Genomic DNA, 22,241 nt, shown 5'->3' with positions numbered 1-22,241 from the left:
TTAGGCACCCTCCAATAATTGACCGTCTTTAATGTGAATTTGGCGATCGCATCGTTCTGCTAATTCTGGGTCATGGGTTACGATAATTAAGGTGATGCCTTTTTGTTGATTTAAATCAAAAAGCAATTTCTCGATTTTTTCACCAGTGGCTGTATCTAGATTTCCAGTTGGTTCGTCGGCAAAAATGATTTCTGGTTGATTAACGATCGCACGAGCAATACATACACGCTGTTTTTGACCACCTGATAAATCATTCGCTTTATTGTTCGCTTTATCACTCAATTCGACAGCTTCTAAAGCGTCTATTGCCATCTGTTTTCTTTTTCGACTCGGTATTCCGGCAATTTTTAATGGTAATAAAACATTCGATAAAACCGTGTCCTTAGGATTTATAAAAAATTGTTGGAAGACAAAACCAAATGTTTCATTTCGCATTTTATTTAGCGAACTATTTTTTATTTGGCGTGTATCTTGATTCAGTAAAGAAATTTTACCTGAACTTGGTCGATCCAGTAACGCTAAAATATGCATTAAAGTTGATTTTCCTGATCCACTTTTACCAATAATTGCGACAGATTCTCCTTTTTTTATTGCGAAATTAACCCCTTTTAATGCTTCAAAAGCCGCTTGGCCAGAACCATAAACTTTTTTCACATCAGTTACTTCAATTGCATTCATTATTTTCCTCCTTTTAGCTAAAAGCTATGGATTGATTCTCCCATAAGTCGAAAATAATAAAATGGTACTAAAGTAGTATTTTGGCAATTATCACTAAAAAAATAATTAAAATGAGCAATTTTGTCAGTTTAAATACTGATAGAAGTATTTCTAGATATGTTTTTACACTGTTTATAGTTAAGAACATAAAAAAAAGAGTAAATCATTGATTTACTCACAGACTGTAGACAAAGTCCATTTTATGGATGATGTCTACAGTCTTTTCTTTTATAATAGATTTATGAAAACGAATGCAAGGAGTGATAGTTATGATGTCTAAAAACAATACGAATGGTAGAAATCAATTTGCGATGCTTACGATTGATGATCTAGTTCCTCAAGATCATCTCGTTCGAGAGATTGATGCCGCGCTTGATTTTGAATTTATTTATCCAATCGTCGAAGCCACTTACTCCGATTTAGGTCGCCCAAGTATCGATCCAGTGATTCTGATCAAATTGGTGTTTATTCAGTATTTATTCGGTATCCGTTCCATGCGACAAACCATTAAGGAAGTCGATACCAATGTCGCTTACCGCTGGTTTTTAGGCTATTCCTTCGAGGAGAAAATCCCCCATTTCTCAACTTTTGGAAAGAATTATGTCCGCCGATTTAGAGAAACGACGGTGTTTGAGGATATTTTTGCCTATATTTTAGAACAAGCAGTTAAAGCAGGTTTTGTAACAGAGGATCATTTGTATCTTGATTCTACCCACATCAAAGCTAACGCCAATAAACATAAGTTTACGAAAGAAATGACCCATGATGAAGCGAAAGCCTATCAGGATGAATTAGAAGATGAGATCAATCGTCAACGAATAGAGGCCGGAAAACGCCCTTTTACTTTGGACTTAGAAAAGGAAGTGAAGCTGAAAGAAAAATAAGTAAGGCTGATCCGGAAAGCGGCTACTACGTCAAAGGAGAACGAGAAAAACAATTTGCTTATTCTGCCCATACTTCATGCGACGACAACGGATTTATTCTTAGCACAATCATCACTCCTGGAAATATTCATGACAGTCAAGTCGCCTTTCAGCTCGTCAAACAATCGAAGAGACTTTTTCCTGAAATCAACTGTGTTGTCGCTGATGCTGGGTATAAGACACCTAAGTTTGTTCACTTTTTGACTCATTTGAACCTTCGACCTTGTTTGCCTTATTCAAGGCCCAAAGGGAAAAAGGGGTTATTATCAAAAAACGAGTTTCTCTATGACGAGTATTATGATTGTTACATTTGTCCGCAAGATCAAATGCTCGCTTTTTCAACGGTTACTCGAGAAGGGTACCGAGAATACAAATCCAATCCAAAAGAATGTGTGATCTGTCCTCTGCTAAACCAATGTACCAAAAGTAAAAATCATCAACGAGTCATCACGAGACATGTTTGGGGAGATCTGATGGATGAAGTGGAACATCTTCGCCTAACGGATCTGAATAAATCAATTTACAAAAAACGGAAACAAACGATTGAACGAATATTTGCAGATGCAAAAGAAAAGCATGGGATGCGTTGGACCAAGTATCGAGGCTTGGAAAAAGTCGCGACGCATACGATGCTAGTGTTTGCTGCAATGAATTTAAAGAAATTAGCCACCTGGCTATGGAAAGGCAAGGAGCCTTTATTTTTTTGTTCAAAATTTCGAAAGAAATCAGATAAAAAGACGTCTCAAACTCAAATTACGAGTTCGAGACGTCTTTTGTCTACAGTCTGAGAGTAAATCATTGATTTACTCAAAATCTTGAACAAAGAAATCAAACAACGCTTGCTCTTGAGGGTTATTTTGACGAGTTAGTTCTGGATGCCATTGAACACCAATTATTTTTGTGTTTCGTTCACGACTTTCGACAGCTTCGATGATACCGTCGGTTGACCAAGCAATTGGAACAAGACTTTCAGCTAGCTCTTTAATAGCTTGATGATGGTATGAATTGACCTGTGCACGTTCACCAAATAAGGGAGCCAATGCCGAATCTCCTTTGACAGTAATAGAATGCAGTCCAAAATCGGGAACAGTAGGGAACATATCGTGCTTTACTTTCCAATCAGCATATTGAGACAAGTCCTGATACAATGTCCCGCCCAATGTGACATTTAAAAGTTGTGTTCCGCGACAAACAGTAAAAATTGGTTTATTCTGTTTGATCGCCTCTTTGATTAAAGCCATCTCGAATGAGTCGCGATCAATGCTTGTAGGGCCTAACTTTGGATGTGGTTCTTCCCCATATAAAAAAGGAGTGACATCCTGTCCGCCAGCCAATAATAGCTTATCAATTGTTGCAATATAATCACTAGCAAGCTCAGGATCACTGATAGGTAGTAAAATGGGAACACCACCTGCTTGATGTACACCGTTAATAAAGCCTTGGGGACTATAAGTAAATTGTTGATCAAAAAAATCTTGATTATTTTGATAATGTTGATTCGCTGCGACGCCTATAATTTTCTTCTTCATAATTTATCACTCCTTTTATCTTTTGATACCATAGCCAAAACTTAAAAAGCAAGTAATTCGATCTTAATTTTTTCTTCAATTTTGCAGTAATAAAAAAACTGCTACAAATATGAAAATAATGCTATATGTTGCTCAAAGGCTTTAGAAAAATTTTGTCTTTTTTTTGAAAAATAGTTACGGGAACACCTTTTTTTGATATACTGTAGTCATTGAATAAATACAAAAAGGTTGGGCGTAAGCTTCAAGGATCGTGTTCTTCAAGGGGTGAGAAGAACAACCTTGAGAGTTTTGCGTTCTTTTTTTGTATGTAAAGGAGGGTTTGTGTGTTAGAAGCTTTAGAAAAAATAAAATCTGCTGAAGAACTAAATGAAAGAAAAAAAGAACAATTACTGGCTGAATTGACAGCTTATGAGGCGAGTAAAAAACAACTGCTACAAGAAAAGCGGGAAGAGCTGAGAGCAGATTTTTCAAATGCTTTGTCGGAAAGAGAGCAAGCGTTAGCTCAAGACTTAGCGGCTGAAGAACAAGAATTGTCCAGAAGTGCTGAAGACGCTATTAAGCAGATGGAAGAAAACTACAGTTCAAAGAAAGAACAGACGATTCAAAAAATAATTGAAAGGGTGATCTCGGAATATGGCAGTCAGTAAAATGAGTAAGCTGACATTGATTGCTCAACAAGAATATAGTGAGCGAATTTTATCTGCGATTCAGGGTTTCCAAGGAGTGGAAATTCGAGACCTCTTTCAGCAAACAGTCAGTAATGAATGGGTCGAGGAATATTTTAATGAAATAGATCCTTTGCCTAGTCAGGATACTCTTGCAAAAATTGATTACCAGTTAGAACAAATCACACATGCTATTAGATTTGTCGAGCATAACGGAAGTAGTCGGGAAAAAGGCCTTCATCTTAAACGTCAGGTTGCCACTTTAAAGACTTTAGAAGAGAATTTCGATGAAGCTGCTTTACTTTCAGAATTGGAAAGTATTCAAGAATTAGAACGGCATTTTTTGGATGCTAGTTCTAGACAACGTGATTTGAGCGAACAAGAAAGTCTTTTACAAAAATGGCAAGCCTTAGATTTTTTGCCAAAAGAATATGCATTACGCTCATCAAAGTGTTTTCTAGGAACTGCTGATGCAAGTATTTGGGAATCCTTCAAGCAAGAGTTGAAGGACAAACAAATTCATTATGAAATCATTTATAGTGACGATCATATTGTCAACTTCGTTCTATTATTTTTACGTGCAGAACAAGAAGAGGTACAAGAACTTGTTCGTCAATTCAGCATAGTTGCCTTTACGTACAATCGAACACAGCTTCCTAAAGCAGAATTGGCCAGCATTCAGCGGGAAATGATGAAATTAGTAGAAGAACAGAAAAAGCTGGCTCGACTGATTGGGCAGAAGAAAATCGTTATTGAAAATCTGGAAACTTCAGAAGAAGTACTGTTGGCACGAAAAAACCGCTGGTTAATTCATGATCGATTTATCAAGGATGATAAAGTATTTTTACTCCAAGGATGGATTGAAACAGACAGTTTCAAAAGCTTTGAAACTTTTGTAGAGGATCTAATCGGAGCTGGAAATCTGTATATCGAAATTGAAGAACCGACGGATACAGAGATCAATGAAGAAATTCCAACTAAATTAAAGAATCATAAGTTAGTTAAGCCTTTTGAGATGTTAACTGAAATGTACAGTTTGCCAAAATATCATGAAGTTGACCCGACACCGTGGTTTATGCCGTTTTATTTTGTCTTCTTTGGCATGATGGTAGCCGATGCAGGATATGGTGCTCTGATGTTAGTGGCAACAACTGTTGCTTTGCGAACAATTTTACCACGCGGAATGGAGCGTTTTATGCGCTTTTTCCAAATTTTGGCTGTTCCTACTATTTTATGGGGCTTGATTTATAACTCGTTCTTTGGCTTTTCGTTAGACTATACGCCAATACTTTCTACTAGTGATGATGTTATTAGTATTCTGATTCTATCCATTGTTTTTGGTGTGATACAGATTTTTATTGGGTTAGGGTTAGCTGCCAAAGAGAATATCAAAGCCAAAAATTATCTAGGTGCAGTTTCAGATGGTTTTGCCTGGCAGGGGATTATGGTCGGAGCAATCGTTGGTGGTTTAGGAAAAATGCTGATGGATAGTCAAGGGCTCTTCTTTATCGGCGTTGGGCTTGCAGTTTTAAGTGCCCTGCTGATAATTGTTACTCCGATGCTACAATCAAAGTCTAAATTGAAAGGATTAGCCAAAGGAGCATATAACTTATATGGAATTACAAGTTATATTGGTGATTTGGTTAGTTATACACGATTGATGGCTTTGGGTATCTCTGGCGGAAGTATTGCTGCAGCATTTAACATGTTGGTGGGCTATATGCCTCCAATAGCGCGCTTTAGCGTAGGTATCTTATTGATGTTGGCTTTACATGGATTAAATATCTTTTTATCTTTATTGTCAGCATATGTTCATGGTGCTCGATTACAATATGTAGAATTTTTTGGGAAATTTTACGAAGGTGGCGGACGTGCGTTTAGTCCACTAAAAACAGAAGAAAAATATGTAAATATTGAACAAGAAAAATAATTGGAGGAATTTTAAACAATGATGGAGTATTTGATTAATAACAGCGGTGGTATTATTTTTGCGATTTTAGGAATGGCTACAGCAACAATTTTCTCAGGTATCGGGTCATCCAAAGGGGTGGGTATGACTGGTGAAGCGGCTGCAGCGTTGACGACTAGTCAGCCAGAAAAGTTTGGACAGGCGTTAATCTTACAGTTGCTACCTGGTACACAAGGTTTATATGGCTTCGTTATCGCGTTCTTGATTTTCACTAATTTGTCTGGTGATTTATCTGTTGTTCAAGGGTTAGGTTACTTAGGTGCGTCATTACCAATAGCATTTACTGGACTATTTTCAGGGATTGCTCAAGGGAAGGTTGCTGCCGCAGGTATTCAAATCTTAGCGAAAAAACCAGAACACTCAACAAAAGGGATCATTTATGCTGCCATGGTTGAAACGTATGCAATCTTAGGATTCGTTATCTCATTCTTGTTAGTTGGACAAGTGTAAGGAGTTTTTTGATGGAAGCAATCGAAAAGATAGTCGAGCAGCTGAACCAGCAAGCTGACTTGGAGCAGCGTCAGCTGAAAGAAAAAGAGACCGCGCGGATTGATCAGGATTTTCAAGCAGAATTAACAGAAATGAAAGCAGATCATCTTAAACGTCTAGAGAAAAATTTACAAAATCTCGAAAATAATTATAAGCAGGCTAAAAATAGACGTCAGGTTGCACAAAAACAAATGATTTTAAATCAAAAACAAGCAATTTTAGAGCGAGTGTTTGCTGAGGCTGTGGGACAAATGGAAAATTGGTCAACGAAGGAACAGCAGGAGTTTGCTCACAATGCATTAAAGAAAATGCAATTACAGGGGAATTTGGTTTTTGTTCCGGGAGAAAAATCTCAGACTGTTTTTACAAATGAATGGCTTGCCGAACAAAATAATATGCTGGCTTATCAATTAGTCATGGGCGAGAATCCTGTTGCAGCTGAGGCCGGTTTTATTTTAGACAAAGACGGCGTGCAATATAACTTTCTTTATCAGAGTTTAGTAAGAGAAATACAGCAACGAGAGAGTTTTCAATTCGCTCAAACACTGTTTGAAGAAAAGGACGTAAACTTAGATTTTCATAATTAGAGACTACGAATTAGGAGGCACTGAATGAAACAATCTACGTATCATGAATTGAATCCGCTGGTTCGTTTGAAGGAATTGGAACTGTTAACGCCTGAATTTATGGGGCGAATGTTAAAAGCAGAAAATATGGAAGAAGTTGAGACTCTTTTTAGAGGAACGATTTATGGCGAATATTTAACTGATAATTTCTCTGAAAGTTTTGAAGAAGCCCTAGGGAAAGCTCAGGAGGAATTATTATCGGAGTTAATAAAAATCGTCCCTGACACAAAAGTAGTATGGATTTATACGATGCGCTTTACCTTCCATAATCTAAAGGCATTAATCAAGGGCGAGTTATTAAATCAAAATTTTGATGATCTTTATATTTATGATGGTTTTTATTCTTTAGACCAAATCAAGACAGCAATTCGAACTGGACAAGCTAGCGGGCTACCAGATTTTTTACTTGAAAGCTTACAAGAAGTCCGAGAGCATTTTGAAGAATCGAATAGTTTACAGGGAATTGATATTATTCTTGATCGCAAATATTTGTATTGCCAAAGAAAAATAGCAGATATGATTGATGAGCCAGAACTAACAAAAGAGGTTATTAGTTTCATTGATTTTACTAATATACTTATGGTAGCACGAGGAATTAAACAAAAAAGAAATCGCAATTTCATGTCAACAGCATTATCGAGCCATGGAAGTATTCCAAAAGACGAGTTGCTTGATTGTGTTGAGGGTGATTTAGAGCGATTAACACTTTTTCTACGAGCAACCTCTTATGGTGAAATAATCGAACCAATCATTCAAGAAAATACGATCAATCTAACTCAGTTAGAGCGGCTTTGTGATGACTATTTAACTGGCTTTTACGAAACGGCACAAACTCAAGCCTTTGGACCTTTGCCTGTACTAGCACTGCTAAACGCAAAAGCCATCGAGGCTAAAAATCTTCGCTTGATTATTACTGGCAAAGAGGTCGGATTAACAGATGAACAAATAAGAGAGAGGATGCGTGAGACATATGGCACATAAAATCGGTGCAATCGGTGACAAAGACTCTGTCTTACCATTCAAACTTTTTGATTTCGATACTCGAACAACGAAAGATAAACAACTCATTCGACAGCAAATTGATGAAATGGCTAAAAATGACTATGGCATTATTTACATCACTGAGGAATTTGCTCAGCTTGTTCCTGAAACAATTAAACGTTATGAAGAAAAAATGATTCCAGCAATCGTTTTGATTCCTAATCACGAGGGAACGTTAGGCATCGGCAAGTCCATGATCCAAGGACAAGTTGAACGAGCAGTCGGACAGAATATTTTATAAAGGAGCTAATGACTTGCAAGAAGGTAGAATAATTAAAGTTTCTGGCCCACTAGTGTTGGCAGAAAATATGGAGCAAGCGGCTATTCAAGATATTTGTTACGTAGGTGACCTTGGGGTTATCGGCGAAATCATTGAGATGCGCGGCGATGTGGCATCTATTCAAGTATATGAAGAAACTGCAGGCATTGGACCAGGAGAACCAGTTAAGACAACAGGAGAAGCACTTTCGGTAGAATTGGGTCCGGGAATTGTTTCTCAAATGTTTGATGGTATTCAACGCCCATTAGATACATTCAAGGAACAGACTGACAGCAATTTTCTTAGTCGCGGGGTTCAAATTCCAGCATTAGATCATACGAAGAAATGGTGGTTTGACGCAACTGTTGAAGAAGGAATCACTGTGTCAGCCGGGGATATCGTCGGAACAGTAAGCGAAACGAAAATCATTACGCATAAAATTATGGTACCAAATGGTGTTAAAGGGACCTTGAAGAAAATTACATCCGGAGAATTCACGATTGATGAGACCGTTTATGTGGTTGAAACACAAAACGGCTTAGAAGAATTTTCGATGTTGCAAAAATGGCCAGTACGTCGTGGACGTCCTGTATCTGAAAAGCTTAATCCGGAAGCTCCAATGATTACAGGCCAGCGAGTAATCGACACGTTCTTCCCAGTTGTAAAAGGTGGTGCTGCCGCAGTGCCAGGACCATTTGGGGCTGGTAAAACAGTCGTTCAGCATCAGATCGCTAAATGGGCAGATGTGGACATTGTCGTTTACGTTGGTTGCGGTGAACGCGGAAATGAAATGACCGATGTATTGAATGAATTCCCTGAATTGATCGATCCGACAACAGGGGAATCTTTGATGGAGCGAACCATTCTAATCGCAAATACTTCCAACATGCCGGTAGCTGCGCGAGAAGCTTCTATTTATACAGGGATCACTATTGCAGAATATTTCCGTGATATGGGATACAATATTGCTATCATGGCAGACTCTACATCGCGTTGGGCGGAATCTTTGCGGGAAATGAGCGGACGTTTGGAAGAGATGCCTGGGGATGAAGGTTATCCTGCCTATCTAGGCAGTCGTTTAGCAGAATACTATGAGCGTGCTGGACGTGTGATTGCTCTAGGAAGTGACGGACGTGAAGGTTCGATTACAGCAATTAGTGCGGTATCACCTTCTGGTGGTGATACTTCTGAACCAGTAACTCAAAATACATTACGTGTGGTAAAAGTATTTTGGGGATTAAGTGCAACATTAGCACAGCAACGCCATTTTCCATCAATTGATTGGATGGAAAGCTATTCCCTATACTCTTCTGAAGTTGGAAAGTATTTAGATAATGATTTACAAGCAAATTGGTCTGAGATGGTAGCTGAAGGAATGCGGATGCTACAAAAGGAATCTGAACTAAATGAAATCGTACGTTTAGTCGGAATTGATTCATTGTCGGAAAAAGACCGTCTGACACTAGAAGTTGCGAAATCTTTAAGAGAAGATTATCTGCAGCAAAATGCCTTTGATGATGTGGATACTTTTACATCCAGAGAAAAGCAATTCAAAATGATTCGAAACATTCTGACACTCAATAAAGAAGGGCAACGTGCATTAGAATTAGGAACCTATTTGAAAGAAATCATGGATGGCACGGTCACTTTACGTGATAGAATTGCACGAAGCAAATACATCTCTGAGTCAGAACTAGAAAAATTAGATCAAATCAACTTGGATATTGTATCGGAAATTCAAGCGATCGTTGCTGAAGGAGGAATGACCAATGATTAAGGAGTATAAAACCATCAATGAAGTGGTCGGACCTTTGATGGCAATTGACAAAGTTGAAGGGATAAAGTATGAAGAGCTACTGGAAATCCGTTTAAGTAATGGTGAGTTGCGTCGTGGACAAGTTTTAGAAATCCATGAAGACAAAGCCTTAGTCCAGATTTTTGAAGGGACGAGCGGTATCAACCTAAAAGAATCAACGGCTCGTTTTTTAGGACATCCGTTGGAGTTAGGTGTCTCTGAGGATATGGTTGGCCGTGTCTTTGATGGTTTGGGTCGTCCAAAAGATGGCGGACCAGAAATACTAGCGGAAAAGAATGTTGATATCAACGGGGAAGTAATCAATCCTGTTTCGCGAGATTATCCCGATGAGTTTATTCAAACTGGGATTTCAGCGATTGATCATTTGAATACGTTAGTTCGTGGGCAAAAATTACCAGTGTTCTCTGGTTTTGGTTTGCCGCATAAAGAGCTGGCGGCACAAATTGCCCGTCAAGCGACTGTGTTGAACAAGGAAGATGACTTCGCTGTAGTTTTTGCTGGGATTGGGATCACCTTTGAAGAAGCTGAGTTCTTTATGGAGGATTTCCGTCAGACAGGTGCGATCGATCGTTCAGTTGTGTTCATGAATTTGGCCAACGATCCAGCTATAGAGCGGATTGCGACGCCTCGAATGGCTTTGACAGCGGCTGAGTATTTGGCCTATGAAAAAGGAATGCACGTGTTGGTTATCATGACAGATATGACCAATTACTGTGAGGCCCTTCGAGAAATTTCAGCGGCTCGTCGTGAGGTTCCTGGACGTCGTGGCTATCCGGGGTATCTTTATACGAACTTGGCGACATTATATGAACGCGCAGGTCGAATTCGCGGATTGAAAGGTTCGGTCACTCAAATTCCGATTTTAACAATGCCTGAAGATGATAAAACACATCCAATTCCCGATTTAACGGGATATATTACGGAAGGACAAATTATTTTGTCTCGAGAATTGGATAAAAATGGTATCCAGCCGCCGATTGATGTATTACCGTCTTTGTCACGTTTGAAAGATAAGGGAACTGGTGAAGGAAAGACGCGGAAGGATCATGCGCCAACGATGAACCAATTGTTTGCAGCTTATGCCCAAGGGAAACAAGCGAAGGAACTAGCTGTCGTATTGGGAGATTCTGCTTTGTCAGATGTTGATAAAATCTATGCAAAATTCGCTGAGCGTTTCGAAGAAGAATATGTGAATCAAGGCTTTTACGAGAATCGTTCGATTGATGAAACATTGGATCTTGGCTGGGAACTATTGGCAATGCTGCCAAGAACAGAGCTGAAACGAATCAAGGACGATATGTTGGACGAATATTTAACAAAAGGAGAATGATCCTATGGTAAAATTAAATGTTAATCCAACACGGATGGAGCTTACACGATTAAAAAAGCAACTGACGACTGCAAGTCGCGGTCATAAGCTTTTGAAGGACAAGCAAGATGAGCTGATGAGACGTTTCATTTTACTGGTCAAAAAGAATAACGTCATGCGTGCTGAAGTCGAAGAAGAACTGCAGCAAGCAATGAAAAATTTCTCAGTAGCCGATGCGTTATTGAATGATAAGTACATTGAAGAACTGTTGGCTGTGCCTAAAGAGCGTGTAACGCTTGATGTGATTGAAAAAGATGTGATGAGCGTAAAAGTCCCGATCATGAACTTCCAACATGAAAAGGATCTTGCTGATGGACCGCTTGAATATGGTTTTTTGAATTCTAACGATGAGCTGGATCAAAGTATTAAAAAATTCACGAAAGTTTTACCTAAACTACTAGAATTGACTGAAATCGAAAAAACTTGTCAACTTATGGCAAAGGAGATCGAGAAAACACGTCGTCGTGTCAATGCTTTAGAATATATGACGATCCCTCAGTTAGAAGAAACGATTTATTTTATCAAAATGAAATTGGAAGAAAATGAACGTGCAGAAGTGACTCGCATGATCAAAGTTAAAAATATGGGTGCTACTTGAGAAAGTAGCTCCTTTTTTTGAAGGTAGGAAGCTATGGTTAAAGAAAAACACTGGCCTTTTAAAATCTATCCTATTCAATTTATTGCTTTAGGCTTTGCTGCAATTATTTTGTTTGGAAGTGTGTTATTAACCCTGCCAATATTTACGAAATCAGGACAGAGAACACCGTTTATTGATGCATTATTTACAGCAACATCTGCAACTTGTGTAACGGGGTTAACCACATTGACAACAAGTGAACACTGGAATATGGGTGGGCAGTTGATCATTTTAAGCATGATTGAAATCGGCGGGTTAGGCTTTATGATGATGCCCTTCATTTTTATGGCGATCATGAAAAGAAAAGTCGGTTTGATGACGCGGATCATTTTACAGGAATCGTTAAATTTAGATAGTTTATCCGGTGTAATGAGATTGATGCTGTATATTTTTCGTTTTGCGATGGGATTTCAATTATTAGGTATGCTTTTGTTAGCTATCGACTTTGTCCCAACTTATGGATTCGGAAAAGGGCTTTGGTATTCGTTCTTTCATTCCATTTCGGCCTTTTGTAACGCTGGCTTTGATTTATTCGGCGATAGTTTGGTAGGATTTCAAGATAATGCGTATGTGTTGTTTGTGATTTCTGGATTGATTGTCGGTGGTGGCTTAGGGTTTATCGTTTGGCAGGATTTGATGAATTTTCGTAAGACTCGAAAGCTTAGCCTGCATAGCAAACTTGCGTTAACTGTTTCGCTCAGCTTACTGATTATTGGGACGCTTGTGTTTTGTATTTCGGAATCTGGTGGACGTTATTTAGTAGGAAATTCGTCACCGATAAATCGTTTTGCAAATATGCTTTTCATGTCGGTAACTGCTCGAACAGCGGGGTACTTTTCAGTTGATTACGGCAGCGTCAGTCAAGCGGGAATCCTTTTTACGATAGTTTTGATGTTTATTGGCGGGACACCTGGATCAACGGCGGGTGGATTGAAAACAACGACATTTGGTGTTTTATTGGTTCAAACAATTTCCATGCTGAAGGGAAGGATGCACGCAGAGGCTTTTAGACGAACGATTCGTCCGTCGGTCGTGTCTCGTGCGCTGACGTTGTTCTTTATTACGTTGACCTTGTGTATCGCAGTAACGATGCTGATGTCAGTAACGGAGGTTTTACCACGTTTTCGCGGAATCGAGTATCTTTTGTTTGAAACCTTCTCTGCTTTTGGGACAGTTGGATTAACGATGGGACTGACACCTAGTTTGAGTCTTATGGGAAAAATCTTGATCATTGGTTTGATGTACATCGGTAGAGTGGGGATTCTGACAGTTGGCTTCTCACTAACCATACGCTTAACAAAGAAAGAACAAGGAAATTACAAACTGCCAGAAGAAAGTGTCATGATTGGATAAAAAGAGCTAGATTCATTCAATTGAATCTAGCTCTTTTGCTTTTTAACGAATAACTTCAATTTTATAGCCATCTGGATCGGTAATGAAATAATACGAAGGATCCGTTCCTGGAAGACCTTTCAAATCCGTCACGTTGAAACCTTTATTTTTATGCTCTTCATGAAGCTTTTCTAAATCATCGGAACTAATGGCAATATGCCCATAACCATCACCTAAGTCATATGCTGCACGGTCGTAGTTATAGGTTAATTCCAATTCATACTCGTCCCCAGGTAAAGTTAAGTAAACAAGTGTAAATTTTGAATCTGGAAAATCACGACGACGAGATTCTTCAAATCCGAATGCTTCTTGATAAAATTTGACAGATGCCTCTAAGTCTTTTACTCGAACACAAGTGTGTGCCATTTTCATAAGTAAGTAACCTCCTAATTATTATTAAGTTCATGATAACATAAAACATCCATTTCTCAGCATTTATGCTCAGTGGTTGTTTATGAGTTTTTTTTAATGTAAACTAGCTAGTAAATACATTACTTAGGAGGACACCAATGATCCCAGTGTTTGGCGAAAAGGAAGCCGAAAAAAAATATCAAGCCCGTTATGCAGCTTATGCAATTTTAATGAATGAGGAAAAAGAAATTGCGCTTGTTCAAGCTCCTAATGGTGCTTACTTTTTACCTGGTGGGGAAATCGAAGGTCATGAAACGAAGGAAGAGACGATTGAGCGCGAGATGCTCGAAGAATTAGGCTTTGAGGTCGTTTTATCGGAATATTTAGGACAAGCGGATGAATATTTTTACTCGCGACATCGCGAAACCTTCTTTTATAATCCAGGCTATTTTTATTCTACTAAAAGCTGGGAAAAAGTTTCCGAACCGTTAGAAGAGGGAAACAATAGCAGCTGGGAGCAGCCAGCAAAGGCAATCGCATTATTGAAACGCGGTAGTCACAAATGGGCTGTTGAAGAGTGGCTAAAGAAAAAACTTTCTGATCTTGATTGATCAGAAAGTTTTTTTTAGTTAACTAACGCTCCGTTATGAATATGTTTTGTGAACGCTCGGTAATAGTCATCAAAAAGATCTGAGTTTTTACTATCTAGTTGAGTCATTTCTTTTGGATAATAGAAACGAACATCACCCTGGCCCTGTCCAGTTAATGCAGAGACTAATTGACTTGCCTTTGACAACTCAATCAATGAGCCGTCTTTCTGCATTAGTTCGATTTGTGTGCGGTGACTGCCCTTTTCTGGATGATAAAGATCGTAAGGCAGATCATAGCTGGAATTGATCGCTGTATAATAGCGGGGATTAAACCCAGCTTTTTCAACCAAATCTTTCATTTCGACTAGCAAGGGGTTATCACTGGAATCCACTGTTATTGATTTTAATGGCTTGCGATTTAAAAAGCGATAGGCTAGGTCACTTAGAATTAAATCCTGCTCGTCCATCCATTGAGCAAAATAAGTATTCAGAACGCCATCATCTAATTTTAAATAATCCTCCAATGAAAAATCCTCTTTCAAAAATGGAATCAAGAATTGCGAATGGAGTGAAAAAATTTCTGCATCTTCTTGATACAATTCATGGGCGCGATCCAATAAATGTTCCAGTAAGACCTCCATTCCACGAGACACAGAATGAAAATACACTTGAACGTACATTTGATAGCGGCTGACGATATAATCTTCCACAGCATGCATGCCATTCATAGAAAACGCAATCCCGCCTTCGTAAGGACGAATGACACGCAAGATTCTGGTTAAATCAAACGTTCCATATTCTGTCCCAGTATAATAGGCGTCTCGCAATAAATAATCCATTCGATCGGCATCAATCTGACTAGAGATCATTTGTACAACTTGCGGATTGTCATAAGTTTTGGTGATTACACTGGCAACTTTTTCTGGAAAACCTTCTTCGACATTATTTAAAATCTGAAAGACTTCCGTTTCTGGTGATGTAATGATCGCTACAGTCAATGCTTCATGATCGGTGTGGAAAATATGTTCAAACGTGTGGGAATAAGGCCCGTGTCCAACATCGTGCAGTAACGCTGCACATAAAGCAACTAAGCGATGGGAATCATCCCATCCATCTTTACCGTACTTTTCTTGAGAATAGTTTCGCTGAAAAATGTCGCAGATTCGGCGAGTGATATCGTAAACACCTAACGAATGTGAAAAACGGCTATGCTCCGCACCATGAAAAGTGTAAGAGGTAGTTCCAAGCTGTTTGATCCTGCGCAAACGTTGAACTTCCTTTGAATTGATCAAATCTAAAATTACTTGATGCTGAACATGAATATAGTTATGGACTGGATCGCGAAAAACTTTTTCCAGCGGCAGCATTTGATATTTATAAGTCATTAAGTACCTCCTGAATGAGTGTGTTCCGTTGCTGCATATTTTGAACGCGGCGTTGATATTCTTCCAATTGGTAAAAATTTGGCAGAGAGTCTGTTTGATCATGATGAGGCATCACTTGTAGCAACTCCTTTTTGACAGAATTTACGGATACTTCATAAAATGCAGTATCATCTAGTGTTGTCATACTATCAGGATTAACGGGTGGATAATCCACACCAAATTGATCTCTCAATCCGCTTTGATAATAAGAGCGAACGATTTTTCCCCGAAGATTTTGATCGCCATTTACGCTAAGATACATCATGATTGCAACGCCTTCTTTAACTCGTCTCTGGGCGATCCCCGCAATTTTTTTTCCTTTAATGGAAAGATCGTATTTACCTGGACAATAAGAATCGGCGACTTCGCCAATTTCTATTCCCAATTTGCCAAAGCGAGTTTGCTCTAACCAGTCTACCATTGCCTGGTAACCGTCATCAATTGATAAGGCAGAGATTGAATTCTTAGGAAGAATTAAAGAGACATTCAAAATACCTGTGTCGCTAATAACACCCAAACCGCCTGCATTACGTAAAAGCAAATGATAGCCTTCTTCTTGAACTACTTTAAGTGCTTCATTAAAATAAGGGACCCTGCTGTCCTTCATTCCTAAGATTAATGTTTTTGGCAACTGCCAAAAGTGAATGATCGGCTGCTCTTGCTCACCGCTGAATTCTGTTAGTACATCAGTCAAAGCAAAGGGATTGAATAAATCTGTATGCGGGAGCATTCCTTGGTCAAAAAGCAACGCTTCTTTCATCTAATCTTCCTCTCGTTCCTTGTATTCTTTCTTATTATAAACAAAAATACAGAAAGTAAGTAATTATGTCGCTCAAAAAAGCAGAAGTAGTTGACAAAAAAAGCAAAACCGACAAAAATAAGTAGTGGAAGAATATCAACTTTTCTTGTATTTTGGCTATAAAGTAAGTGATAACCAAAAGGCATAAAAAGTGATAGATGTTAAAAAATAAGTACATGAAACAAAAAAAGGAGTGGGAGCTCTGTGAATATCAATGAAGGTATTCCTGCCAAAATTAAGGTTCAAACAAAAGTTACTCAAAACAATGAAACAGAGGACTTTGTTTTCGATCTTCCTGGTCAAGTTGTTAAGATGGGAGACACGCTGTATATCCGTTACAAAGAGATTCAGCAAGATGGTCAAGAAGTTCCAGTTACGGTGAAAGTAATGCCGGATTCGCAGGTACAATTAATTCGTTCTGGTGAAACTCGAATGCGCATGCGTTTTGCTTATCGAGAGAAAATGGAAACCAGTTACAAGACACCATTTGGTATTTTTATGATCACGACCTATGCAAACAAAATGCACGTGAGTTTAAAGGATCGACCATTTTCTGGCATCATCACGATCGATTACTCGCTTTTAATGAAAGATGAAAAAGTAGGCGACTATCAGATGGTGTTAGAATTTACCACCTAAGTATAAGAAAGGTTTGCTTTTTATCCTGTGTTTTTGTATGATAAGGAGTAGACTTTGAAAGGACGTGTCATACTTGGAACTTAGTATTTTTGATGGTTTGAACAAAGATGAATTATCAATGATTGAAGTGGCACACGCAATTCTGGAAGAACGCGCAGATGTAATGGATTTTTCGGATCTAGTAAATCAAATCCAAAACTATCTTGGCAAGTCAGACAGTGAGATTCGTGATGCATTAGCACAATTTTATACCGATTTGAATATTGATGGAAGTTTTATTTCTCTAGGAGATAATCGCTGGGGATTACGTTCATGGTACGCGATTGATTCGATTGATGAAGAAGTGAATCATGGCTTAGAGGATGAAGAAGAGGATGCTCCTCGTCGTAAGAAACGCAAAAAAGTCAATGCCTTTATCAATGACGATGAAGATGCGATCGACTACAATGACGACGATCCAGAAGATACGGATCTATTGGTAGACGATGAAGAAGATGAAATTGATGACGACGATGACGATGATGATGACGAAATCGCAGCATACAACTCTGATTTACAAGAAATCGGAGCGGATGCAAGCGAAGATGACGAAGAAGTCGTTCCAGGCGGAATCGAAGATGATCTAAGCGTGATCGATGATGACGACGATGATTTTGATGATGAAGAAGAGGATGAAGAATAGATCATAGCGATCTATTCTTTTTTTATTCAATTTTCCAGCGTTCACAAGCGCTTCCTTTGATTCTTTTCTATGAAACGCGATAGTATAAAATTAGAAAAAGAAGAACGGAAGTGGATTGTTATGGAAAAAGTACCGGAAATTAAAATCAAGCTAACAGATGTGACTGAGCGTTTAGACGAAGGCTATTTATTGCTTTCAGAATTACGCAAGGAGGCAAATGCTCCAGTTGTCAAAGCGCGTCTTTTAAACAAAGAAGTGATTGCGATTTATGGAAAAGAAGCGGCTAAGAAGTTTTATGATCCGCGCAATTTCAAACGAGAAGGAGCAATGCCTAAAATTGTTTTAAAAACATTGTTTGGAGAAAATGGCGTTCAAACATTAGATGGTCAAGCTCATGAGCACAGAAAAACGATTTTTATGGATTTGATGACCCCAAAACGGATGGAGGAATACCATCGTATTCTTGATAAAAATTTGACACAAAAACTAGATCGGCAACAGGGACAGTTTGAATTATTCGATTTGGCTAAGGATGTTCTATTCCGTTCGATTTGTGAGTGGGCAGGCATTGACTTATCTCAATTGACTAAGAAGGAAGTAGATCAATTAGCTGAATATCAAATCTCAATGATTAGCTCTGCTGTAACAAACCCTGCGACTCATATCAAAGGCATCGATAATCGTAAAAAATCAGAAAAATGGGCTCAATCATTAATCGAAAATGCACGAATCAATCCGGTTGCTGGAAAAGAAGATGTAGCTTTGTATGCTTTTGCTAAAGCGACAGATGATCATGGTGAATTATTACCGATTGATGTTGCTGCTGTTGAGTTGTTAAATGTGATTCGTCCAACTGTGGCCTTGACTGTTTGGATTGCTCTGATGGGGCATGCGTTATTCAGTCGACCAGATATTTACCAGCGTCTCCATGCAGAATTTGATCAGCTGCAGGATTCATTCATACAAGAAATGCGCCGATACTACCCCTTCTTCCCAATGCTACCAGCCTTTGCAATACAAGATGTGGAAGTTGACGGATACTTAATCCCTAAAGATAGCTGGGTCGTTCTTGATCTTTATGGAACAAACCACGATGATCGAATGATTGAAACGCCTGAAGTCTTTCGAATTTCCCGTTACCTAGGAAAAGAAAAACATATTTCTTATGATGAGGAGTATGAAATGATCGCTCAAGGCGGAGGAGAATTTAAAACAATGCATCGCTGTGCGGGAGAGTGGATTACGTTGCATACGTTAAGGGTCTTTTCTGATCAGCTCGTAAATAAATACCAGTTCTCGATACCAGAGCAGGACTGGAACATTCCGATGAATCAATTTCCAACTTATCCGAAAAGCAAAGCACTGCTAATCAAGAAATAATCGATAGATCCTCTCTAACTAGGCTAAGCAGTTTAGTTAGAGAGGCTATTTTGCAGTTAAAAAAGATTATTTTTCTGCAATCAAATGTTTTATTTAGCTGTTTGAATAATCGTTAAGACTCGTTGCTATTACAGAGTTTATACATTAAAAGAGGGCTGAAATAGATAAAATTGATAAGTATCTGTTAAAAAAGTATAATGGAAGTTATGGAGATAGACTAAATATATCGGTAAAAGAAAAGACACTTCTCAAAGATGAGAAGTGTCGTAAAAGTATGCGCCCTGAGGGAATCGAACCCCCGTCTCAAGAACCGGAATCTTACGTGATATCCACTACACTAAGGGCGCAAGCACGATTATTAGTTTAGCATATTATTTTAAAAAAACAAGGAGAAAGTATATGAAGTTTCAACAAGGTTATTCGCAAAAGCAGCAGCAAACCCAAAAATTAGCGATGACACAGGAGCTGCAGCAGGCGATTCAAATATTACAATTTAATACTGAGGAGTTGCAGGACTATGTTGAAACAGTTTCTTTAGAGAATCCATTGTTTGACGTAGTTGCTCCGAAAATACAAAGTGATTTAATGCAAATGCACAGTGGTGCAGTTAAGGAAGAATCCTTCATTCAAATTGCCGATCACCCTGTTTCGTTATTTGAGCATTTAATCAATCAGATACATTTGAATTATCGTGATACCTTTATTCGTGAGATTATGCTGGTCTTGGTAGAGTATATCGATGTTAATGGATATTTGAAAGTTGATGAAGAAGAAATAAAGGATGAGTTAAACGCGACAGATATTCAGTATCTGGATGCTTTAACGCTTTTGCAGCAATTAGATCCGCCGGGTGTTGGTGCAAGAAATTTACAGGAATGCTTGATGCTCCAGACTGAGCAAGATGATTATGCGCCAGAACTAGCTTATCTATTATTAGAAGAATCCTTTGATGCGATTGCAAAGAGGAAATTCGAGCAGATTGCTAAAGAATATCAAATCAGCTTGCCGCAGGTTCAGCAAATTTTAGATTATATTCGGACATTGAATCCATTCCCAGGAGCAAGCTTTGGCGGGCAGGATTCCAATTTTATCATTCCTGATCTTACTTTAGTAAGAAGAGAAGGACGATTAGTTGTATTATCAAATAAGCGAGGGCAGCTAAGACTGAATTTTCAGGAAAATTATTTCAATCGTTTGAAACAGCAAGCGGACGAAGAAACCAAAATTTACCTGAAAGAAAAACTCCAGCAATTTGAATGGCTGAACAAAACGCTGGGACAGCGAAAAGATACCATTTTAGAGGTTGGAAAAATCATTGTTCAGCATCAAGCCGCATTCTTTGAGGAAAAACAGGGTGCATTAAAGCCGTTGATGCTTAAAGATGTGGCGAAACAATTGGAAGTTCATGAATCAACGATCAGCCGTGCAGTTAATGGAAAATATATTGAAACTGACTTTGGTGTTTTCGAACTGCGCAGCTTTTTTGTCAATAAAGTCAATGATGAGGATACCTCTGCGGATGAGGTCAAGCAATTAATTGCATCGTTCGTTGAGCAAGAAGATAAACGTAAACCGTTATCTGATCAAAAAATAGTGGAATTACTCGCAGAAAAAGAGCAAAAAATCTCTCGGAGGACGGTCGCAAAGTATCGAGATGCGTTAAATATTCCCAGCTCTTCGAAAAGAAAACGTTTTGATTGAGCCAAGTAAAAAAACTTGGCTTTTTCCTTGCGTATAAGGCGCAAAACTGTTACACTTTGTCATGTAAGAAATCAGCAAATTTCAAATCAGTAATTTGAGTTTCTTGCATTTTTTTTAAAATTCATGGGTCGCTAAAAGTCTATGAGGGACTACTTAAGTCCAACGGAGGAATTCCTTTGTTAAGTGAATTAAGAGTACTTGAAGCAATCGCCCCTGATGTGCTAGAGGTTGTCAAAAAGAGATATCGCATTATGCAGAATATTTTTTGGATGCAACCAATCGGTCGAAGAAACTTAGCTGATTCATTAGGTCTTACCGAGCGAGTATTACGTGGGGAGACGGATTATCTTAGAGATCAGCGTTTGATTGATGCAACGAAGAGCGGCATGTTATTAACTGAAAAGGGCGAGGGACTGTTACAGCATTTAGAACTATTGATGGAACAGTTTACCGGAATGGATCAGTTAGAAAAACAACTTGCTTCACTTTTTAAGATCGAACGATGCTTGATCGTTTCTGGTAACAGTGATGAGCAGGAAAAGGTAATTGGTGAATTTGGTGAGTTAGTTGATGAGGCTTTGCAGCGTCAACTGCCAGAAGGCCGAAATATTATTGCAGTGATGGGCGGAACTACGATGGCGGAAGTTGCCAGACATGTCAGTCCATTAGAAACAGTCAAACGACATAATCTTTTTGTTCCAGCTAGAGGAGGTATCGGCGAAGCCGTATCGATTCAAGCAAATTCAGTCAGCGCCTTGATGGCAGCCAATGCTCATGGGGAGCATCGTGCATTATATGTCCCAGAGCAATTAAGCGAAGAGGCGTATCATACTCTGCTGAAAGAACCTTCTATCAGAAGTGTCTTGGCGATGATTAAAGAAGCCAATTGTGTAGTTCACAGTATTGGCCGAGCATTGCACATGGCAGCAAGACGAAAAATGTCTGAAGATGAGATTGTTCGTCTGAAACAAAAAAATGCCGTTGCAGAATCCTTTGGGTACTTTTTTGACGAGAACGGAGAGATCGTTCATAAGGTGCCGCGTATCGGATTATCCTTAGAGGATATTCAAAAGATGCCGACGATTCTTGCAGTCGCTGGTGGTAAGAGTAAAGCCAAAGCCATTACAGCGTATATGAAAAATGCTCCACAACAAACGTGGCTCATCACCGATGAAGCTGCGGCTAACGAGATTTTAAAAGGGACATCCCCTTTAAAATAAATATATTTTTTGATTCCATAAGG

21 protein-coding genes, 1 tRNA gene, 1 pseudogene and 1 other annotated feature are annotated in these 22,241 nt (G+C 38.8%); of the genes and pseudogenes, 17 read left to right on the top strand and 6 right to left on the bottom strand.

All coding sequences use genetic code 11. The features are described from left to right. Complete coding sequence (locus AUF14_RS07905) at nucleotides 1–678, bottom strand: ABC transporter ATP-binding protein (protein WP_049219289.1); 678 nt, start codon at nucleotides 676–678, stop codon at nucleotides 1–3. 308 nt (nucleotides 679–986) lie between these two features. Here AUF14_RS07905 and AUF14_RS07900 point away from each other — a divergent pair. Then, nucleotides 987–2,428 (top strand): annotated as a pseudogene (locus AUF14_RS07900) (IS1182 family transposase). 15 nt (nucleotides 2,429–2,443) lie between these two features. Here the strand turns inward: AUF14_RS07900 and AUF14_RS07895 are convergent. Beyond that, on the bottom strand, nucleotides 2,444–3,169 hold the full coding sequence (locus tag AUF14_RS07895; RefSeq protein WP_049219269.1) for a gamma-glutamyl-gamma-aminobutyrate hydrolase family protein: 726 nt from the start codon (nucleotides 3,167–3,169) through the stop codon (nucleotides 2,444–2,446). A gap of 226 nt (nucleotides 3,170–3,395) precedes the next feature. After that, nucleotides 3,396–3,443: a sequence feature (sodium ion sensor (DUF1646 type); this cis-regulatory element may regulate processes involved in with the transportation of sodium ions), on the top strand. A 49-nt stretch (nucleotides 3,444–3,492) separates the two neighbouring features. Between AUF14_RS07895 and AUF14_RS07890 the strand changes: the two genes are divergently transcribed. Genes AUF14_RS07890 through AUF14_RS07845 form a run of 10 tightly spaced genes read left to right on the top strand, consistent with a single transcriptional unit; the run spans nucleotide 3,493 to nucleotide 13,393 of the window. Beyond that, on the top strand, nucleotides 3,493–3,816 hold the full coding sequence (locus AUF14_RS07890; protein WP_016182013.1) for a hypothetical protein: 324 nt from the start codon (nucleotides 3,493–3,495) through the stop codon (nucleotides 3,814–3,816). Next, on the top strand, nucleotides 3,803–5,764 hold the full coding sequence (locus tag AUF14_RS07885) for a V-type ATP synthase subunit I (RefSeq protein WP_049219267.1): 1,962 nt from the start codon (nucleotides 3,803–3,805) through the stop codon (nucleotides 5,762–5,764). Before AUF14_RS07890 ends, AUF14_RS07885 begins: the two co-directional genes overlap by 14 nt. 18 nt (nucleotides 5,765–5,782) lie before the next feature. Beyond that, on the top strand, nucleotides 5,783–6,253 hold the full coding sequence (locus AUF14_RS07880; protein ID WP_010744503.1) for a V-type ATP synthase subunit K: 471 nt from the start codon (nucleotides 5,783–5,785) through the stop codon (nucleotides 6,251–6,253). Between the two features lie 11 nt (nucleotides 6,254–6,264). Next, nucleotides 6,265–6,879 carry a hypothetical protein gene (locus AUF14_RS07875; RefSeq protein WP_049219265.1) on the top strand — a complete coding sequence of 205 codons (615 nt, stop codon included), beginning with the start codon at nucleotides 6,265–6,267 and terminating at the stop codon, nucleotides 6,877–6,879. A 24-nt stretch (nucleotides 6,880–6,903) separates the two neighbouring features. Then, complete coding sequence (locus AUF14_RS07870; RefSeq protein ID WP_049219263.1) at nucleotides 6,904–7,899, top strand: V-type ATPase subunit; 996 nt, start codon at nucleotides 6,904–6,906, stop codon at nucleotides 7,897–7,899. Beyond that, nucleotides 7,889–8,200, top strand: coding sequence for a V-type ATP synthase subunit F (locus tag AUF14_RS07865; RefSeq protein WP_049219262.1), 312 nt, complete (start codon nucleotides 7,889–7,891; stop codon nucleotides 8,198–8,200). Before AUF14_RS07870 ends, AUF14_RS07865 begins: the two co-directional genes overlap by 11 nt. Before the next feature lie 13 nt (nucleotides 8,201–8,213). Further along, entirely contained in the window at nucleotides 8,214–9,995 is a 1,782-nt protein-coding gene (locus AUF14_RS07860; protein ID WP_049219260.1) for a V-type ATP synthase subunit A, read from the top strand. Next, nucleotides 9,988–11,364: a V-type ATP synthase subunit B gene (locus AUF14_RS07855; protein WP_049219258.1), complete on the top strand. Its 1,377-nt coding sequence runs from the start codon at nucleotides 9,988–9,990 to the stop codon at nucleotides 11,362–11,364. Before AUF14_RS07860 ends, AUF14_RS07855 begins: the two co-directional genes overlap by 8 nt. A 4-nt stretch (nucleotides 11,365–11,368) precedes the next feature. Then, nucleotides 11,369–12,001: a V-type ATP synthase subunit D gene (locus AUF14_RS07850; protein ID WP_016182020.1), complete on the top strand. Its 633-nt coding sequence runs from the start codon at nucleotides 11,369–11,371 to the stop codon at nucleotides 11,999–12,001. Between the two features lie 33 nt (nucleotides 12,002–12,034). After that, entirely contained in the window at nucleotides 12,035–13,393 is a 1,359-nt protein-coding gene (locus AUF14_RS07845; RefSeq protein ID WP_049219255.1) for a TrkH family potassium uptake protein, read from the top strand. A 42-nt stretch (nucleotides 13,394–13,435) separates the two neighbouring features. Here the strand turns inward: AUF14_RS07845 and gloA are convergent, their stop codons facing one another. Further along, nucleotides 13,436–13,804 (bottom strand): lactoylglutathione lyase, encoded by a 369-nt coding sequence (gene gloA / locus AUF14_RS07840; protein ID WP_049219254.1) that lies wholly within the window; start codon nucleotides 13,802–13,804, stop codon nucleotides 13,436–13,438. A 137-nt stretch (nucleotides 13,805–13,941) separates the two neighbouring features. Between gloA and AUF14_RS07835 the strand changes: the two genes are divergently transcribed. Next, nucleotides 13,942–14,394, top strand: a complete 453-nt coding sequence (locus AUF14_RS07835) for an NUDIX hydrolase (protein WP_016182023.1) — start codon at nucleotides 13,942–13,944, stop codon at nucleotides 14,392–14,394. Nucleotides 14,395–14,408: 14 nt separating this feature from the next. On the opposite strand, the gene AUF14_RS07830 is transcribed toward AUF14_RS07835, so the two are convergent. Together AUF14_RS07830 and AUF14_RS07825 are read right to left on the bottom strand one after the other, a co-directional pair. Then, on the bottom strand, nucleotides 14,409–15,758 hold the full coding sequence (locus AUF14_RS07830) for an HD domain-containing protein (protein ID WP_049219252.1): 1,350 nt from the start codon (nucleotides 15,756–15,758) through the stop codon (nucleotides 14,409–14,411). Next, complete coding sequence (locus AUF14_RS07825) at nucleotides 15,748–16,557, bottom strand: lipoate--protein ligase family protein (protein ID WP_049219250.1); 810 nt, start codon at nucleotides 16,555–16,557, stop codon at nucleotides 15,748–15,750. Before AUF14_RS07825 ends, AUF14_RS07830 begins: the two co-directional genes overlap by 11 nt. A gap of 243 nt (nucleotides 16,558–16,800) precedes the next feature. Between AUF14_RS07825 and AUF14_RS07820 the strand changes: the two genes are divergently transcribed. The 3 genes from AUF14_RS07820 (at nucleotide 16,801) to AUF14_RS07810 (ending at nucleotide 19,297) form a co-directional block, all read left to right on the top strand. Continuing rightward, nucleotides 16,801–17,235, top strand: coding sequence for a DUF1934 domain-containing protein (locus tag AUF14_RS07820; protein WP_016182026.1), 435 nt, complete (start codon nucleotides 16,801–16,803; stop codon nucleotides 17,233–17,235). 73 nt (nucleotides 17,236–17,308) lie between these two features. Beyond that, a complete protein-coding gene (rpoE, locus tag AUF14_RS07815; protein ID WP_016182027.1) occupies nucleotides 17,309–17,917 on the top strand; it encodes a DNA-directed RNA polymerase subunit delta in 609 nt (202 codons plus the stop codon). A gap of 120 nt (nucleotides 17,918–18,037) precedes the next feature. Then, the gene (locus AUF14_RS07810; protein WP_102865983.1) at nucleotides 18,038–19,297 is read left to right on the top strand and encodes a cytochrome P450; all 1,260 of its coding nucleotides are present in this window, start codon (nucleotides 18,038–18,040) and stop codon (nucleotides 19,295–19,297) included. A gap of 275 nt (nucleotides 19,298–19,572) precedes the next feature. On the opposite strand, the gene AUF14_RS07805 is transcribed toward AUF14_RS07810, so the two are convergent. After that, nucleotides 19,573–19,644: transfer RNA gene (locus AUF14_RS07805), tRNA-Arg, on the bottom strand. A 52-nt stretch (nucleotides 19,645–19,696) separates the two neighbouring features. On the opposite strand from AUF14_RS07805, the gene rpoN reads away from it, so the two are divergent. Beyond that, the gene (gene rpoN / locus AUF14_RS07800; RefSeq protein ID WP_016179845.1) at nucleotides 19,697–20,998 is read left to right on the top strand and encodes an RNA polymerase factor sigma-54; all 1,302 of its coding nucleotides are present in this window, start codon (nucleotides 19,697–19,699) and stop codon (nucleotides 20,996–20,998) included. A 176-nt stretch (nucleotides 20,999–21,174) separates the two neighbouring features. Then, a complete protein-coding gene (locus AUF14_RS07795) occupies nucleotides 21,175–22,218 on the top strand; it encodes a sugar-binding transcriptional regulator (protein ID WP_016179846.1) in 1,044 nt (347 codons plus the stop codon). The last annotated feature ends 23 nt before the right edge of the window (nucleotides 22,219–22,241 follow it).

It is taken from the genome of Enterococcus avium (genome assembly GCF_002891025.1).
Lineage (GTDB): Bacteria > Bacillota > Bacilli > Lactobacillales > Enterococcaceae > Enterococcus_A > Enterococcus_A avium.
The sequence above is the reverse complement of the archived record's forward strand: the minus strand, read 5'-3'. Positions and strand labels throughout refer to the sequence as shown.